The sequence below is a fragment of the Cylindrospermum sp. FACHB-282 genome, from assembly GCF_014697195.1.
GTDB lineage: Bacteria > Cyanobacteriota > Cyanobacteriia > Cyanobacteriales > Nostocaceae > Cylindrospermum.
In genome coordinates, this window is sequence record NZ_JACJRJ010000050.1 from 12286 (window position 1) to 29840 (window position 17555).

At 41.3% G+C, this 17555-nt stretch carries 15 protein-coding genes; 8 read left to right on the top strand and 7 right to left on the bottom strand.

From position 1 onward, the window contains the following. Positions 1–212 precede the first annotated feature (212 nt). A complete protein-coding gene (locus H6G32_RS21465) occupies positions 213–1517 on the bottom strand; it encodes a mannosyltransferase family protein (RefSeq protein WP_190461936.1) in 1305 nt (434 codons plus the stop codon). A 292-nt stretch (positions 1518–1809) separates the two neighbouring features. Here H6G32_RS21465 and H6G32_RS21470 point away from each other — a divergent pair, with 292 nt between their 5' ends. Continuing rightward, positions 1810–3006, top strand: a complete 1197-nt coding sequence (locus H6G32_RS21470) for a 1-deoxy-D-xylulose-5-phosphate reductoisomerase (protein ID WP_190461938.1) — start codon at positions 1810–1812, stop codon at positions 3004–3006. Between the two features lie 326 nt (positions 3007–3332). Then, positions 3333–3530 (top strand): hypothetical protein, encoded by a 198-nt coding sequence (locus tag H6G32_RS26880; RefSeq protein WP_242046676.1) that lies wholly within the window; start codon positions 3333–3335, stop codon positions 3528–3530. A gap of 42 nt (positions 3531–3572) precedes the next feature. On the opposite strand, the gene H6G32_RS21475 is transcribed toward H6G32_RS26880, so the two are convergent. From H6G32_RS21475 to H6G32_RS21490, 4 genes are all read right to left on the bottom strand, one after another. Then, positions 3573–4070: an acyl-CoA thioesterase gene (locus H6G32_RS21475; protein ID WP_190461941.1), complete on the bottom strand. Its 498-nt coding sequence runs from the start codon at positions 4068–4070 to the stop codon at positions 3573–3575. Between the two features lie 586 nt (positions 4071–4656). Next, the gene (locus H6G32_RS21480) at positions 4657–5001 is read right to left on the bottom strand and encodes a DUF1815 family protein (protein WP_190461943.1); all 345 of its coding nucleotides are present in this window, start codon (positions 4999–5001) and stop codon (positions 4657–4659) included. Positions 5002–5994: 993 nt separating this feature from the next. Then, on the bottom strand, positions 5995–6210 hold the full coding sequence (locus H6G32_RS21485; protein WP_190461945.1) for a DUF2839 domain-containing protein: 216 nt from the start codon (positions 6208–6210) through the stop codon (positions 5995–5997). A 72-nt stretch (positions 6211–6282) separates the two neighbouring features. Continuing rightward, positions 6283–7857 (bottom strand): helicase C-terminal domain-containing protein, encoded by a 1575-nt coding sequence (locus tag H6G32_RS21490; RefSeq protein ID WP_190461946.1) that lies wholly within the window; start codon positions 7855–7857, stop codon positions 6283–6285. Between the two features lie 245 nt (positions 7858–8102). On the opposite strand from H6G32_RS21490, the gene H6G32_RS21495 reads away from it, so the two are divergent. After that, a complete protein-coding gene (locus H6G32_RS21495; RefSeq protein ID WP_190461948.1) occupies positions 8103–9065 on the top strand; it encodes a M48 family metallopeptidase in 963 nt (320 codons plus the stop codon). Positions 9066–9310: 245 nt separating this feature from the next. On the opposite strand, the gene H6G32_RS21500 is transcribed toward H6G32_RS21495, so the two are convergent. Then, complete coding sequence (locus H6G32_RS21500) at positions 9311–10249, bottom strand: AAA family ATPase (protein ID WP_190461950.1); 939 nt, start codon at positions 10247–10249, stop codon at positions 9311–9313. 329 nt (positions 10250–10578) lie between these two features. On the opposite strand from H6G32_RS21500, the gene H6G32_RS21505 reads away from it, so the two are divergent. From H6G32_RS21505 to H6G32_RS21520, 4 genes are all read left to right on the top strand, one after another. Next, entirely contained in the window at positions 10579–10986 is a 408-nt protein-coding gene (locus H6G32_RS21505) for a hypothetical protein (RefSeq protein ID WP_190461952.1), read from the top strand. A 263-nt stretch (positions 10987–11249) separates the two neighbouring features. Next, entirely contained in the window at positions 11250–11945 is a 696-nt protein-coding gene (locus tag H6G32_RS21510) for a hypothetical protein (RefSeq protein ID WP_190461954.1), read from the top strand. 60 nt (positions 11946–12005) lie between these two features. After that, on the top strand, positions 12006–12470 hold the full coding sequence (locus tag H6G32_RS21515) for a hypothetical protein (RefSeq protein WP_190461956.1): 465 nt from the start codon (positions 12006–12008) through the stop codon (positions 12468–12470). 27 nt (positions 12471–12497) lie between these two features. After that, entirely contained in the window at positions 12498–15716 is a 3219-nt protein-coding gene (locus H6G32_RS21520; RefSeq protein ID WP_190461958.1) for a CHAT domain-containing protein, read from the top strand. 369 nt (positions 15717–16085) lie between these two features. Here H6G32_RS21520 and H6G32_RS21525 read toward each other — a convergent pair whose 3' ends face one another. Continuing rightward, entirely contained in the window at positions 16086–16682 is a 597-nt protein-coding gene (locus tag H6G32_RS21525) for a glyoxalase-like domain protein (protein ID WP_190461960.1), read from the bottom strand. Between the two features lie 196 nt (positions 16683–16878). On the opposite strand from H6G32_RS21525, the gene H6G32_RS21530 reads away from it, so the two are divergent. Then, the gene (locus H6G32_RS21530; RefSeq protein ID WP_190461962.1) at positions 16879–17508 is read left to right on the top strand and encodes a sigma-70 family RNA polymerase sigma factor; all 630 of its coding nucleotides are present in this window, start codon (positions 16879–16881) and stop codon (positions 17506–17508) included. Positions 17509–17555 lie beyond the last annotated feature (47 nt).

Genomic DNA, 17555 nt, shown 5'->3' on the forward strand with positions numbered 1-17555 from the left:
CTGCCGTAGGCATTAAAAATTATTGTCTTAACTAACCGCCAAGGCGAGGCAGTGCATTGCGGAGGCTCCCCACCTTGTAGCAACTGCCGTGCCAAGAAAGCCAAGGGAAAGAGAATAAAGAGAGAGGTAAGAAAATTTCTCTGACAATTCTTGTTTTAGTCAATGATATTAACTAAAAAATAGGAGCTTTTATAAGAAAATTGTTCTGTCGTTTATCCAACCCAAAGTTCTTGGGCAAATCCTACAGCTAGTTTGACAAGTAATGTCACAAACAAGCCCAAGGCTAAATATCCCTGACGCGGATAACGAGATAGCAACACGCCTATAGCTACACTCAGGGGCACAATACCGTAAGCGAGACGACTCAAAGATATGGTACCGCCAGATGCTAGCAGCAACCCGATACCGCAAAAGCCATAGATAACAGTAACTGGTGTTAGTTGCCTGCGTAAACACCATAAAATATAACCACCACCCAACAGCATGAAGACGTTGAGCAAGTTATTGATCAACTGTTCATTTGCCAGGATTAACAAAAATAAGTTTAAAACGTAAAAGCCATAGACTAGTTTCACAGAAAGCAAATGTTTACGGAAGTGCCATAAAGCATAAGCACTGCACACAATTATGCTAAACAATAGGGGATGGGTGAGGTCTTTAATCCCACCATTTGGGCTGTGAACCCAACCATAATACCAATTAAAACCAAAGGGAATTTGCATCAGCATATTTAACCAACCCTGCCAATCAAATCCTAGGGAGGGACGCCATCCCCGCTGTGCGGCGATAAAAGCTAAAGGGTTGTGAAAATGAATCGCACAATAGAAACTGAAGAGTATTAGTCCGATGGCAGTTGCTAAACCCGCAATATAGGCAATGGGGGGTCTGCGTTCAATCCATGCGGCGATCGCAAATGCTGGAATTAGTGCCATTCCTGTGGGACGTGTGGCCGTTGCCATTGCTCCCCACAGTGTAGTCCAACCATATTGTTGGCGATCAAATGCCCGCAATGCTGCCGTACTCAAAAATAAATACAGCCCCTCTGTGTAAATCACCCCTGTAAACATCGACATTGGACACCAAGAGACTACAGCAGTCGCCCACTTCGCTGTACTGGTGTCATAATGCTCCTTCAGCCAAAGATATAAACAGTAAAGGGCCGCCAAAAATGCCAGGTTATTTACCAGTGTGCCTGCTACTTCAAATGACAACCCTAGGGTCATCAAAACCCAGATGCATAAAGGAAACAGGGGAAAAAAGGCCAGATTATGTTGTTTACCATCATTGATGAATTCATAACCGTTCGTAGCGATCGCCCGATAATGTACACTATCCCAGGCATCAAAAATACTCCAGCCAAAATGCGGCGCAATTCCCGGCACGGGTGATGGCAGCTTTGGTGCAATCAGCAACATGGTAGACCAGATGATTATTCGGCTGAAAAGCCACATTACAGCGGGAAAGAGGAAATCACTTTTCCATAAAAATTCTGTTATAACTATCTTATTTTTAGCCATAGGCTTGAGTGTTTCCCGCTACTCCTTTGTATATCCTCTTAATTGTGGAGGCAACCCTAGATTTTCTCAGTAATATTCCGTAAATCCAATTTTATGGCAAATATCCCACAATAGGTAAATACCTACTTAACTAGTCACTTCATTGGAGGTAACTATACAGGCTACTACTAGCAATAGGAGTTAGATAATAGCTATCTACTGCCTATGAAGCCGTAGCGATTGTGGTAATTGCTGTGATGAATGAGTCCCAAGCAATTTATAGTTGGAATTATCTGTAAATCCTTAAGAAATTGTGAAAGCTATTACTCTTGTTGGTTCCACTGGCTCAATCGGTACTCAGACCTTAGATATTGTCACTCAGTATCCAGACCAATTTCGGATTGTTGGATTGGCAGCTGGGCGCAATGTGGAGATGTTAGCCGCTCAGATTCGGCAGTTTCGCCCGCAAATAGCCGCGATTTCTGCCGAAGAGAAATTACCGGCACTCAGAGAAGCCATTAAAGACCTCGACCCCCAACCAATTTTACTGGCTGGGGTTGCTGGAGTCATAGAAGTCGCCCGCTACGGTGAGTCAGAAACAGTAGTTACAGGTATCGTTGGTTGTGCAGGGTTGCTACCCACAATCGCCGCGATTGAAGCGGGTAAAGATATTGCCTTAGCAAACAAAGAAACCCTCATCGCTGGGGCCCCTGTAGTTCTCCCCCTAGTTGCCAAGCATGGCGTAAAACTATTACCTGCCGATTCCGAACATTCTGCTATATTTCAATGTCTCCAAGGTGTTCCCAAAAGAGGTTTGCGGCGGATTTTGCTCACTGCCTCTGGTGGCGCTTTCCGGGATTGGGATGTAGCAAAGTTAGCAGAAGTGACAGTTGCCGATGCCATCAAGCATCCTAATTGGTCAATGGGGCGAAAAATCACCGTAGACTCTGCAACTTTGATGAATAAGGGATTGGAAGTGATTGAGGCTCACTACCTGTTTGGGTTAGATTATGACAATATCGATATTGTGATTCATCCCCAAAGCATTATTCACTCGCTGATAGAGTTGCAAGATACCTCAGTTTTAGCCCAACTCGGTTGGCCAGATATGCGCTTACCCCTACTCTATGCTTTATCTTGGCCTGATCGCATCTACACTAACTGGGAACGACTAGATTTGGTGAAAGCTGGAAATTTAACCTTCCGCGAACCAGATCATCAAAAATATCCTTGTATGCAGTTGGCTTATGCTGTGGGTAGGGCTGGTGGTTCGATGCCAGCTGTGTTGAATGCCGCTAATGAACAAGCTGTGGCCTTATTTTTAGAAGAGAAAATTCAATTTTTAGATATTCCTCGGTCTATCGAATGGGTATGCGATCGCCATCAAAATGATAACCGCACCAATCCCTCTTTAGATGACATTTTGGCAGCAGATAACTGGGCAAGAGGAGAAGTTTTAGCGGCAACTGAAAAGTTAGCAACTCCCTCTCGGCTTATTTCTCTGCATTAAACATCTGAATCACAGGAAGACACTGCTAACCACCCTCAGCACTGTCTTCCCTGGCAATTCATAATTTATCTATATATCTACGAAGGAATAAAAATATTTTCAGGAATTTCCGAAAAAAGTTCTCTGAGACAGAATTTATCGTCACACTTTAGGGTATACTGAGGCAGTGATGATTCCCAAAAAAATCTCTACTAAAACATCTCAACAATAGTAGTAAATAAAATTTGGGTGCAGAGCTTTTGCAGCGGTAATCGTTACGGAAATCAAAATTTACCCTGTTTGAAAAAAAATCTCTTCAATAAGAGCGCTTTTCAAGGAATTGAAATATGATTATTACCTTGATTGTAGCTTGGATCGTTTTCACAATATTGTGGAAAGTGCTGAAAACGACCCTAAGCAATGCATTGACTGTTGCTGCTATTCTGATATTGTTAAATGTTGGTTTTGGAATTACGCCGCAAGATATTTTGCATCAAATTACTCAGTTTGCTCAGACTGTGTCAAAGACACTTGTGAGCAACTGAGAGGGCTAAAGCGTCAAGTGGCAAAATTTTCACCTCCAGCTATTAGCTGATTGATGCTGAAACCTTTGCCAACGCATTCTTAACACTCGCAGGTAACTGGCGCATAATCTTGCCTTGTTCACGATCTACTGCCACTAAGGTCACCTCGGCAGTAACATATAATTGTTGTCCATCATTTGAGACAATCCTATAGTGCCAATTAATGCGGACACCAGTCGCCTCAGTCATGCGCGTTCTTACCACCACTGCCATACCTAATTGAATTGAACGGTGATAGCGCACTGACAATTCTACAACTGGTAAATCACAGCCTAAGGCTACTAAATCAGCAAATTCAATACCTATTGATCGCAAGCATTCTACCCGTGCTTCTTCCATCCAAGCTAAATAGGAACCATGCCAAACAATTCCTGCATAGTCGGTGTGGTGAGGTTGTACTCTGATGGGATATTCAAACCAGTTCTCAAATAAACAATTTGACTGACTGTCTATGGCGCTGGTTGATGGTAGTTTTGGTTGGCTTGGTTTTTCTTCAGACATTTTAAATTTTCTTAGCGGCAGCTATGAATTTTCTATATCTGGAATACCACAAAATCTAGGTGAGTTGTAAAATTTTTACTTTTCCCAAGCACTCAAATCTGATCATTTAAGCTGACAATCCTATAATGTGCATACCATCATTCAATCTAACTCTTGTGGGGTGGGCATCCTGCCCGCCCTTGATGTTCAAATTAAAAGCCCAACAGCTTATTAGCTTTAGGGGGTTGTCTGTGCCAAATTATTCCTAGAAATAGTTTGCATCAATAAGATTTTCCCTTAGATGATGACGAGTCAGCCAGAAAATTCATGATTTTATTTGGCAGTAGCGATCGCCGAGTTCACCCTATGGGAAGGTCTGACCATAGTAGCCCAGGCAAGACCAGCTAAAAAAAGCGCCAATCCATCTGATGACTGGTGACTATCACCACAGCCACTTTACTATTGGACATTCTTGATTTTGATGGGTAGTGGGTTTTACTCCTGATCATCAGTGTTTGGCAGAGGCTGAAAAATACGTGACAGCAAAGTCAAGAAGCGCATTTCGGTAATTTAGGACTAACTTTCTTAGCTATCAACCTTTGCAACCTTAGTACTTCTTGGCAAGGGTTTTATTACCTGTAGAGGGTTGCATAGATTGCTTGACAAGATTAGCCAGTTCCTCTAACTGATTAATTGCCTCCGCTCCCTCTAACTTCATTAATTCGCGGTCATCCCGCATCTCAGTCCAAGTAATTCCGTAATCGGATACTAAGAACCGAATCAGGTGATTGTCTCCCAAGCTAACCATAAAAGAAGCACTATTCATTTGGTCGCCACAGGTATAACAGGAAGCAGGATAACCACGCCGCTCTAATACAACCGCCAAGGCTTGCAGGTTCATCACCAAGTCTTGGACGAATTGTCGATGTTGATGTGCTAGTCGCAGAAACACTTTTTTCCTCCAGACACCACAGTCATTTTAGTCTCTTTTATATTTTCTTTAGATTTTCTCATTCACTGGTATTGTAAACTATTTATTACAATTGCCAGAAAATCTTGGTTTCGTTAATTAACTACCTTGCTTAGGGTAATAGGTAACAGTTTTATTTGCCGTATCAAACTATTCAGTTTGAAAATTCAAATTATCAGACAGAATTACTAAACTTAACATTGTCTTTAGACATTTCTGTCAGGGTAGATTTTTGCTGGCGGTGATCAGATTTTAGCGTAACTCAAATTTAGCACTAGTCAAATAAAGAAAAGCTACATACTAAACTTTTATAGGCAATGTGCAGCCAAACTCATCCTATTGAGAGACACTAACGCGACTTTACGCCGTTTTAGTAAGTCCTGCCACCTTAGTTAAATTTTGCATATCTAACATAGATTCGGTATTGCCCAACAATAGGTAGAGTACATGAGGGCCCAATTCTCCAAGATATGTGGAGTTTGGCAGATGAACTTGCTCCTTTGAGATTTGAGATTTAGATGAGAACTGATAATTAAATATATAGTGACTGCTTATACAGTATATGTACTTAATGGATCAGGGCAAATGTAAAAACCAAAAGCCAGAGACTTAATACTGAGAATAACTAAACTCAGAAGCGTGTTGTTGCCTAATTGGCAGCATTTTTGGAGTTTTCCAGGATTACCCAGAACAAGTTTTGTTAAGCGACAAAAGCTTTCTTTGGGATTATCCTGAACAAGTTGCAATATGAGCAGAAAAATTTTCATCTGATCGAAAAACAATAAAGTGCGGATGCATAGCTGCTTCTCGTCGCTCTCTGGGGGTGTAAGCGTTGTCTAGGCTAAAATTCCTTGATATATTTGGATGACTAACGCCTTTGTGAGTTTCCTCAAGAAGAAAAATCCACTTGAGGATGGAGGATAGATTACAGTTGATCAGTCGCGCAATCTTTAGATGGAGATAAAGATTTACAATTTACGCGACTACTTGCCACCAACCGAAAGCTGGGCCAATAAACCGGATGGTTATCCATCCTACAACCATAATGCCAATGCCGAACCAGGCACCGCGAGTAGTCCAGTTGACAAATTGTTCAGCTTGAGTTTTGGTGATGGGAACCCAGGATAAGATCCGGGTATCTTGACCGTATTCTTCTCCAAGTGTGGTTTTACGACGCTTTGCTTCACCCATAATCAGCAATTCAAAATTTAACTTAGGCTCTCATTTTATATTGACAGACATCATGGCTACAGTCATTAGTCATTAGTCATTAGTCGAATCTTCTTCATTAGTCTGAGAAAATAGATTTGGATCGAGATAATTAATGCGTGCTAGAGGACTAAGGGCTGCGAGAACTTGAGCGCCGTAGCTACGGTTAACCACACGACTATCGAGCAAAGCAACGATACCTTGACTTTCGCGCACGGGTGCGATCGCACGTTGTAATTCATTTAAAGCAGCTGGCAATAAGTATAAACGGAACCAATCTTGATGCGATCGCTTATAGTGAGCTACCCTACCAGCCACCAAGGGATTTTCTAGAGATGGCAAAGGCAACGTCGCAATGATTAACAGCTGGGGCGCAGGCAAGACTGTTTGATGCTCTCGCCAATATTCCCAACCGCTGATTAAAATACCATTTTCATCCAAACAAGTTTTTTCTACCTGCACCCGCGAACCAAACTCCGACGCTAGAATTGCCCCTACTTGAGACTTAAGTGGTACATCCCCCACTAATACCACCGTCAATCCTGATGAAGTAGCACTCAAACACAGCAGTGTGCGGACTTTGTGAATAAATGCTGCTTGAAATTCTGGCGTGTTGGGTAGGGGTAACTTATGGGGCAAATAAAGTTGAATAGCTTCCCCTTGGCTATCAGCAGAGAACCGCAGGCAAGTGACATCCTCCACACCCAGACGCTGACGGAACAGAGGAGCCTCAGTTTCCGATTCTAAAGCGCTGCCAATTAACACTACTGGTTGGCGCTGCCAAATAGACGAGAGGATTTTCCCTAATTCTATTGGAGCGTAGTGCAAAGAAAATAAACCTTGACGACGGTCAATAGTTGCCCAAAAGAGGGGAGGGGAGGTAGGAATGGGGCTATGGAGAGAAGACTTTTCATTGGTGTTGTGGAATTGGTGCCACAAGTGCTTCCAGGAATCCGGGAGGCAAGTTTGATCTAAATCCCAATACAGCCGATTTAAAATCTCGGTTTCTGGTTGGGAAATCAGATAACACTCATAGGGATTCGCCGGATGCTGAAACAATTCCCGTGTCAGTTGCACCCGTGCTTCGCGAATTACCTCAGCTTGATGGGGACAAGCTAGCATGAGTTGCTCCCAATCATAGGGTTGAATATCTTGGGTAAGCTGATCACGCACCCAATCTTCCAAATCATCGACCCCATCAATAATTGTAGGAATGCCTTGGGGAAAACTATCGTTATCAGCTAGTAGTCCTTTTAACCAAGCTTCCGGAGAGGTCAACAGTAAGCCTCGGAAATCAGAACCAGGCCAAACCTCACCTGTTCTGATGGGTTTGTTGGCTGGCAACCACTGCTGTAGCCGGGGAATTTCCACTCGCAGCAAACGCTGCCCAACCGCTTCTGGGGCCACAATAGTTACAGGGCCATGCCACATTAACGCTGATGCTACAAAACTAGTGCGATACCGACCTTGATAGCCACAAACCGCCCCTACTTGAATTAAGGCGCTACGTCCCAGGCGCAAGGCGCGTGCTACCAACCGGGCCATCGTCAAATGATGGGGCCAGGAAGGGAACCCCGCCTGCGATCGCAGGAAGTTATGTAACGACAAATGAACTTCTGCCTCAATCACACGCTTTTAATCCCATACAAAGTGATTTTTAGTTCCAATAGCCCCATTTCTATTATGTTGTCTGTTGTTAGTTGTTAGTTGCCAGTTGTCTTTCTGCTGACCACTGATCGCTAACTGCTAACCATACCAATTTTAGATTGAAGAAAAGCCGATTTTAGATTTTTTGGAGATTGGCCTCTAGTTTCCACTAGGGAATAAATCCAAAAGCCTTGCATTCAATGACCACTGACCAACTACCCTAAATTATGCCAACTTACACAGGAATTTCCAGCGAAGCCTTCAGGCATCCACTGGATCGCCAAGCCGAGCAAGCTTTACGAAACTTACCAGGATTTGATTTAATCGCCCGTAAATTTGTGGAATTTGTCTACGAACGCCCTCAGTTAGTCTATTTAATGGGCAACAGCATCCAAGTCGGGCCGCGCCAATACTCCACTATTTACCAAATATTTCGGGAATGTGTGCGGGATTTGGACATTTACCCAGAGCCTGCCTTGTTTGTCTCACAAGATGCCCAAGTAAATAGCTATGCCCTGGGACAAGAGAATCCTTACATAGTCATCAATACAGGGTTACTAGACTTACTAAACGAAGCCGAGATTCGGGCTGTGTTAGCCCATGAACTGGGGCATATTAAATGTGGTCATACTATTTTAATTCAAATGGCAATGTGGGCGATGGGTGCTGCTTCCGCCCTAGGTGAATTGACCTTTGGCATCGGCAATTTTGTGAGTCAAGCCCTGATATATGCCTTTTTTGAATGGCGACGAAAAGCCGAGTTAACCGCCGACCGCGCCGCATTACTGGTGATGGATGACTTAAACCCAGTGATGTTAACAATGATGAAACTCTCTGGCGGTAGTATCAAATATGCCAACGAATGTAGTTTACAAGAATTTATCCGCCAATCAGAAAATTATCAGGCATTAGATGAAGATGGACTGAATCAAGTATATAAATTTTTGATGTACAACGGCGCTCAAGGCATGATGCTCAGTCATCCTTTCCCTGTGGAACGCTTGCATTATCTGCGGGAATGGGCAGTATCAGCAGAATATCAGCAAATTCGCCAAGGGAACTATCCGCGATCGTCCGCTTCCGGCTCAGTCAATGTATCGGTTGAAACTGCCGCAAGTGAAGCAGAAAATTTGCGCCGTCAAGTTGAAGAATTACAACAAGAAATTAACAGAATGAAAAAATCAGAGTAAATCCCTTAACACCTCCCCGTAAAGAACGTTACCCTGTCCACACAAGTTATCCGATTACCCAAAGCCCCCCCAAAACCTCAAAAAGTCCTAACAAACATCCCTCTGCTTGGTAAGGCTACCGTGCACACACAAGTTATACGATTACCCAAAAGTCTTGAAAAACCTCACCCTGTCCTGACGGACATCCCTCTCCTTCGCAAGGAGAGGGAAAGGTAAAGCGATAGCAAAACCAGGGTGAGGTTCTTTCAACTTTCTGTTTCGCAATCGGGAACACCTTCTTGGAAAACTCGACTAGCGAGGATATCTTCAGCCTCAATAGTAATTAAATCTTGCTTTGTTAAACGCTTACCACTGCCCAATAATCGATTAGCCTGACGCAATCGCGCCCTATCTATAGCATTGCGGACACTGCGAGCATTAGCAAAATGGGGCATGGTTTTCCGTCTAATTAGATACTCACCGAAAGCTTTTTCCGCATTGGGGCTAAAGCTATAATGCTGCGACTTTAATATCGCTTGGGCGATAATCATCAAATTATCGACCGAATAATCGTTAAATTCAATGTGTAACCCGATGCGGGAATTCATGCCAGGGTTACTGTGAAAAAATCTCTCCATCTGGTCTTTGTAACCAGCGAGAATTACAACTAAATCATCACGCTGGTTTTCCATCACCTGCATTAAAATTTCTATCGCCTCTAGACCAAAATCTCCAGGATGATCTGGGCGAAATAAAGTATAAGCCTCATCAACCAACAACACACCACCCATCGCATTATTTAACACTTCCCTAGTTTTGGGTGCAGTTTGACCGATACCTTGCCCAACTAAATCATCTCGCGTCACTAACATAACGTGTTCTTTGCGGATATATTCTAGACGATAGAGAATTTCTGCCATCCGCATCGCCACCGTAGTTTTACCCATGCCTGGGTTGCCTAAAAATGTCATGTGCAAGCTAGGGGGCCCCGCAGTCAAACCAAGACTTTTGCGGATGCGGTCAACCAGCAACAAGGCAGCCATTTCTTTAATCTTGTTTTTGACTGACTTTAAGCCGACTAACTCTTGGTCTAACTGATCTAAAATTTCCTGTACATGGGATTCCTGAAAAGCCGCCTCTAAATCAATTACGGCATCTTCTGACACACTTTCAATAGCAACTGTTTCCAATTCTTGGGTATTCATGACTATCACCTCAGCTAATGATTTTGATGATAGCTGTGAGTCGGAAAATATAAAAGATTGTAATTCTAATAGGAGTTATATATTTTTCTTTATTATCAATAACTTAAGGTAACTATAGAGACAACCCAATCATCTTGTTCTCACTCCCAACCCATCTTTGCCAGCAAAGTGATGTTTTTTTGTCTTATGAGGCAGAAAACAGTGCATAATTTACTTTTTGGGATTATCTCAGCCTAAATAATACTTTTTAGCTGGGTTAGCACCTTCTGAGATAGAGAATTGCTTGACTATATCTCAGCCTTGCATCTAAATTTAGGGATTTATTAAAAATGAAAATTAACTTGACAAAGTGCTTCTCTGTGTTATTGAGTATTTTGGCTTTTGTTCTCTTGTTACCAGGAATTGCTTTGGCTGCACCAGTTCAAAACTATGCTAACGCTGGGATAATTATTGCCAAATCTGCCAACAATTTTGCTTCATCTTCTGAGCTTAATTTCACTCCTCAACATCGCCAACAACTCCAGGCTGTACGTCACAGAAGAGACAAAGAAATTCAAGCTGTTTTAACCTCATCACAACGTGGTCAATTTGCCCATAATCTGAAGGAGGGGAAGAATTATTATCAAGCTTTGGAAGTACTAGACTTACAACCAGAACAGCGAGATTTGATAAAATCAATCATCCAATTTACTAACTTGAAATTGAAAGCAGTTTCATCTCGATTTGTGGCACATTAAGCCCTGACGACTGGAAGTCGCGCGCCACATGCTTCAAGTCGGCGGAGCCGCCCAACGCAGTGGCTTGGCTACACAAACAAAGTCCGCCTGCGCGGACTAACTAAATATATAAACATTATTTTAGGATTTATCAAGGATGAAATAATCCTGCTGTTTTAGTCTAAAGATAAAATTTACTGTAATCAACACAGTATTTCCCTTGAAAAAGCTATTAAATAATCGTAAAATACCTGAAATTAACTAAATTTGTCAGGTGCTTTTTTTTGCAAGCAAAGAATATTAAAGACAGACTAAAGTCACTCATCAAGGAAGCATCAGCAATAGACCCCAGTTTAGAAAAAAGGCTAAACCAGATATACCGCTGGGTTAAAGACGTAAAGCCTGGTTCACTAACTGCTAACAAATTTGTACTCTTTTTTCTACAACAGATAACTAGGGACTCTCGAACTTGGCTCGATATCAAAAGTCTAGCTTCTGAAGAGGAGCAGCAAAAGTATTATGAGCGAATGACACCAACTGAGCGCTATTGGTATAGCTACCTATTTCCCCAATGGCTAAAGGAAGACGACCCAATTTTTTTTAAGTGGAAACAAAAGCTGATGGCTGGGGAGTTTAATCAGGCTGACACTGATATTCTGAAAGCGATAGCTACTGATATCATCCGTCGTGAAGGGACTTTTTGGCAGTGCTATATTACAGATTTATCAATGGCAACTGATATAATTGTTAGTGGTAGGCAGAATAAGCCTCTGTGTGTTCAAATCACTAGCCTCTCCGATGAATATTCTCAATCAAAGTCTGATACTTGGGAAAACACACTCGTATACTGGGGTATAGAGAGGGGATTGTTCTTAAGTTATAATCCCGGTGCAAGTAACTTTGTAAATCAGATAGTTACTGTATCACTAGATAACAGTAATAATCTAAGAATAGGTATTTACTTAAAATTCAGTTTATAGTAGCAGTTCACTTGCACTCATAAGTTTTGTAGTAATAGGTCTTAACCAAAATTAATCGTCATGGTGAAAGAAAGACCAACTGAACCACAAGAGAGATTAGAAATGTTTCTGCAACATCTAGAAGAAGGGAGACAGTTGCAGAATGACTGGATGACTCATGGATTTGACTGTGTAGATTTGTATTTTGATGATGTTGATGGTGATTGGCTGGAAACTTGGGGATATGATGATGAACCTGGGTATATAGAATTAATGACCAATTTTCTGGAAAGTGATGATTCGGTAGCGGTGAAGGTACGCAAGCTGCTACAGGATAAATCGATTTCGGAAATTATTGAAGATTTGGAATTATGTCTGAGTGAACTGAAAGAATCAGACCGGATTTTTGCTATGAAAAATTTGTTAGTTGGTGGTGTTGCGAGTTCAGGAAGTAACCGCGATTCTGGTGATAATGATATTGATGAAATTGAGTTTTTGGATTTAGCTGAGAGTTTGCTGGAGAAGTTGACAGAGATTTTGGGGTAAGCGTTACTAAATATTGAGTAAATTAATATGGCTAAAAGATTTCGTAATAAAGCCAGAAAAGAAGTTATACATAATCAGAATACTGAGTTTTATTTTTTTCTCAAAGAAGCATTACAAGTAAGTTATAAAAATATCAATCATCCAGAGCGAGCCTACAGATTTTTAGCAGGTAACTTAGATTATATAAATGATGATTTTATCAACTGGTATAATGTATGGTTATCAAATCGAATATGTCAATTTAGCCCTAATAAAGCACTGGGATTATGTTCAAGAATATGCTTGTTCAGTGAAATCATACACCAATTCCCTTTAGGCAATAAAGAAATTAATTCAGAAATAGCAGTTATTGGCTATGAAATTGGGGCTGAGTTTATAAAAACATATAAAAATAATAGAATAAATTTTGTTTGGGCAGAAGTACAAGCTAATCTTAGTATTGTGTATGTTGATAGAATACGCGGAGATAAATCTGAAAATTTAGAACGAGCAATATTAGCTTGTAATGTAGCTTTAACAATCGTCAAACGTGAAAATTATCCCCACTTATGGGCGGCATTAAAAAATAATTTGGCGCGGGCTTACTGTTACAGGATTGATGGAGATAAATCTGAAAATTTAGAACGAGCAATTAATCTTTTTAAGGCTGCTTTGGGAATTCACACACGTGAATTATTTCCTAAAGAGTGGGCAAAGCTTCAAATGAATTTAGGAGATACTTATCTTAACAGAGTAAAGGGAGATAAATCTGAAAATTTAGATGCGGCTTTAGTATATCTTTCATCCGCTTTAGATGTTTACACAAAAGATGCTTTTCCCGCACTTTGGGCTAATAGCTTAAACACTCTAGGTGCTATTTTTCTTCAAATAATAAAAGGTGATCACGCAGAAAATTTAGAAATGTCTATCGGCTGTTTGAAAGCAGCTTTGCAGGTTTATCAATATGAAGTATATCCTTATGATTGGGCAAAGACAAATCTGAATTTAGCTAATGCCTATCGTGACAGAATTATAGGTAATTCTATCGATGATTTGATTATATCTATTGGTAGTTATCAGGCTGCTTTGCAAGTTTATACAAAGGAACCATATTCTAGAGAATGGGCTATCACTCAAAATAATTTGGGCATAGCATATTTAAAGTTTCGATACGGTAATTTAGCAGAGCATCAGGAAAAAGCAAGAGAAGCTTTTGAAGCAGCTTTACAAGTGCTCAGTCAAGAGATATTTCCTTTAGACTGGGCAATGGCTCAAAAAAATTTATTAATTGTTTACAGCGAAAGAATTATTGGTAATAAAGTAGAAAACTTGGATAAAGCAATAAAAGCTTACACAGCAGCTTCCCAAGTTTTTACTCGTGACAGTTTTCCCTACTATTGGGCTAAAAACCAGAATAATGTAGCTATTGCTTACACAAATTTAGGGCATATTGATAAAGCGATCGCTTGTTTTCGGCTATCTTTAGAGGTATTCACACCCAATGCCTTTCCCTCCGAGTGCTTCACATCAGGACGCCAATTTGGTGAGATTGCTGCAAGGGCAAAAAATTGGTCAGTAGCTATTGAGGGTTTTACTATAGCCGTCGAAGCAGTAGAAACCAGCCGTAGTTGGGTAAATTCAGAATCACGCCGTCAAGAAATTTTAGAAGAATCTATCGATGTTTACCAAAATATGGTGCAAGCTTGCATCAATGCGGGACAAATAGATAAAGCTGTTGAATATGCGGAGCGATCGCGTTCTCAACGTCTGGTAGACTTAATGGCAGGCTTCCAACTCTCCCAAGGTGAGGACATTCCGCCAAAAGTCCAAGAGTTATTGCAGCAGTATGAAGAATTGCAACAGCAAATTGACCAGGAACGCCAAAGCCGTCAATCTGAAAATAGCCGTAGTGAGACACGCGCTGCTTGGGAAGCATACAACGAAGTAATAGCCTCCCTAGAAATCGAAAAACAACAAATTTGGGAAAAACTTAGACGTGAAGATCCCGTATTAGCTGGAGAAATTCAGGTTAATCCCCTCAGTTTATCAGAAATTCAGCAGCTAATCGAACAGCCGAATACAGCTATTCTCAGCTTCTACACCACCAACGACGACACCCATATTTTTGTAGTCCTAAAAAACCAAATTAACCTCCATACCTGCGCGGGGGAAGGGTTAGAGACGTTGCAAGGATGGATTAGCCAGAATTGGTTAATACCTTATAAAGACGATTTCAAAAAATGGGAAAGTCAAATAGAAAGTATTCTCCACCAACTAGCTGAACGTCTGCAAATATCTGCACTAATTTCCCAACATCTTGAAGGAATTGAAGAATTAATTTTAGTTCCTCACCTGTTACTACATCAGATTCCCTTCGCTGCTTTACCTACTGGAGAATATCAGGAATATTTAGGGGATAAATTTCTGATTCGTTATACTCCAAGCTGTCAAATTTTAGATTTTTGTCACCAACGCGACACTGTAGGGATATTTCCTGAAATGTCCCTACAATATGGAACTGTAGAAGATGCTGAAGATAACCTTCCCTGTGCTAGATTTGAAGGCGAAACCCTCGCCCAAATGTACAATATTCCACCAGAAAATAGATTAATTGGTAGTAGTCAAGCTACCTATAAAAACTATCGGCAATTAGTACAAAAAGTGCAAGTAATTCACTCTTGCCATCATGCCCAATCTCGACTCGATAATCCTTTAGAATCACAGTTAAAATTAGCGCCAGGCGACAGTATTACCTTGGGGCAATTGATGACACCTAGTTGGCGTTTACCTCAGCTTATAGAAGTGTTTCTCTCTTGCTGTGAAACTAATTTAGGTATTCCTGCGTTAACTGATGATCTTCTCACTCTCTCTACGGGCTTTTTATGTGCCGGTGCTAGAAGTGTAATCAGTTCTCTCTGGTTAGTTAATGACCTAGCAACAGCGTTGTTTTCCATTTTTTACTATCAGCAGCGAAAATTAGGTAAAAGCCGTCCTGAAGCGTTACAGCAAGGGCAAATTCAGCTACGGGAACTTAGAAAAGCAGACTTAAAGGAAATATCCCAGCAGGTAGAAGAAAGGGAAAAAGAACTGATAGGAAATAGAAAAAAATATATTTCAGATTCTAGGGAGTGTGGAGAATGGGAGCGTGAATATAATCTCTATGCCAAATTTAACAGACGAATTAAAGAAATTGAAAATTCTACCCAGCAATTCCCCTTTGCAAATCCTCGCTACTGGGCTGCTTTTATCTGTCACGGGTTAGGATGATATAGCTGTTGTCGTTTGAATGAAATATACTCTAACCTCTATTCTGCAAATGTAGAGACGTTGTACGCAATGCCTCTACATTAAATTAGGACTTATGTATTGACAGGAAATAGCAAATATGGGGTATGGTTTGTGTGATTAAAAATCATGATTCGTGCGTTAGGGAACGCACCCTACAGTAACTAAACGGACAGGAAATAGCGAATATGGGGTATGGTTTGTGTGATTAAAAATCATGATTCGTGCGTTAGGGAACGCACCCTACAGTAACTAAAAATAATTTAGGGTGCGCTAGGAAAAGTCCTAACACACCCCTATAAGCAATCACCAATGTGGGAATAAGGGAATAAGGGCGGGGAGACACCGCCGTTACGCGGCGACTTCGGCTAACTCGATGACGCGCCCTTCATAGTCTTTAAGCAAAAAATTCAGGGGCTTTTGGTTGCGAATTTTAAATTTTAAACCGCGTGTTTCTACTCGCATTAAAATCATTTCTAGGCAGTCGCGGTCGAAGCAGACGTGGCGTTGCTGATTTTTTTTGCCTAAACTAGCACCAGTAATGACGTGCAGTTGGGTATTTTTCTTTAATTGATACCACAGCCCTTCGTTGGCATTATTCATCGTTTTACTAGACCAACTGGGACTGGTGGACATATAAAGAGGATCAATCCCCGTTGCACCAATGGTTTGTTCGTAGTTGTAGTAATAGTGCAGGGGTACTTCTGCTGCTGGCAAATCTAGCAGCCCTTGATACAACTGTCGGGCAATCTCCAAGTCCGACACCATTACAGTATGTACTTTTGGGGCACTGGTGAGAAACAGCCACATAGCGCCGGCATACGCTGCCAGCAACATTACCATGATGCCTTGGGTAGAGAATAGGCTATCCAAGGGCAAGGAAGGTAAAAAAGAGCCTAAAGTAAAAGGACTAAACAGGAACGGTATCAAACTTGCTGCTATAACCATGAACAAATCAAAGATTGTATAAGGGAGCCGCTTTTAGTATTGTCGATAAAGACTAAGATTAAGTCCTTGTTTCTAGTTTATCAATAGTCTAGTAGTCTGACTCGCAACTAGGAACTAAGCAACATCAAGATATTGTGTGATTAATTCCCAGAGGGCAAATTTCAAGTATATTTGAACACTAAAAATTGAAGATTTTATGCAAATTCCTCATTTTCCGGAAGCTAATCACCCACTGGTGAAGTCGCTGTTTCATCATAGTGATCATGAACTGCTGAGTCTGTTTCAGCGTTATTCAGATACTGGCAAATACTTTATTGTGATTTTTTGCCGCTATAGTCCGATAGTATACACCTTGATTCAGCATTCGGCGCGATCGCCTGTCCAAGCAGATTATTTGTTTGCTCTCACCTGGCGACACATCTATTATGAACTCGGTGGACTCAATTTAACTAACTCTCAACCAGGACAGGAACCCTTAACCCTGCAAAACTGGTTGATTAACATGACAGCCTTCTGCATTAATGAGATTCCAGTACCCCCAACAGAAGCAATTCATTATTCTCTCCAAGCTACATCGCCTCCCCTCTGGTGCTATGTCGAACAGGCATTAGACCAATTACCACCTGTTTTGCGCTTAATGGTCTTGATGGCGCAAACTTTTCACTGGAGCGAAACGAGAATTGCTGCCTATCTGCAAGCTGAAGGAGAAAAGCTTGCCCCTGTGGAAGTAGCCAATTTTCTCCAAGAAGGCTATCGTATGCTAGAAGACAAATTACCTGCGGATATTCGCGCTATTTACTTAGGTGAAGATTCCCCTTTGTCGTAACTTAAGTATAAATGTGGATATAGCTATTCTTGCCTTAAAAAATTAAA

Bases quoted from the DNA above. Each gene is read 5' to 3' on its own strand.
- H6G32_RS21465 (WP_190461936.1), bottom strand. From the start codon at position 1,517: ATGGCTAAAAATAAGATAGTTATAACAGAATTTTTATGGAAAAGTGAT.
- H6G32_RS26880 (WP_242046676.1), top strand. From the start codon at position 3,333: ATGATTATTACCTTGATTGTAGCTTGGATCGTTTTCACAATATTGTGG.
- H6G32_RS21475 (WP_190461941.1), bottom strand. From the start codon at position 4,070: ATGTCTGAAGAAAAACCAAGCCAACCAAAACTACCATCAACCAGCGCC.
- H6G32_RS21485 (WP_190461945.1), bottom strand. From the start codon at position 6,210: ATGGGTGAAGCAAAGCGTCGTAAAACCACACTTGGAGAAGAATACGGT.
- H6G32_RS21495 (WP_190461948.1), top strand. From the start codon at position 8,103: ATGCCAACTTACACAGGAATTTCCAGCGAAGCCTTCAGGCATCCACTG.
- H6G32_RS21500 (WP_190461950.1), bottom strand. From the start codon at position 10,249: ATGAATACCCAAGAATTGGAAACAGTTGCTATTGAAAGTGTGTCAGAA.
- H6G32_RS21505 (WP_190461952.1), top strand. From the start codon at position 10,579: ATGAAAATTAACTTGACAAAGTGCTTCTCTGTGTTATTGAGTATTTTG.
- H6G32_RS21515 (WP_190461956.1), top strand. From the start codon at position 12,006: ATGGTGAAAGAAAGACCAACTGAACCACAAGAGAGATTAGAAATGTTT.
- H6G32_RS21520 (WP_190461958.1), top strand. From the start codon at position 12,498: ATGGCTAAAAGATTTCGTAATAAAGCCAGAAAAGAAGTTATACATAAT.
- H6G32_RS21525 (WP_190461960.1), bottom strand. From the start codon at position 16,682: ATGGTTATAGCAGCAAGTTTGATACCGTTCCTGTTTAGTCCTTTTACT.
- H6G32_RS21530 (WP_190461962.1), top strand. From the start codon at position 16,879: ATGCAAATTCCTCATTTTCCGGAAGCTAATCACCCACTGGTGAAGTCG.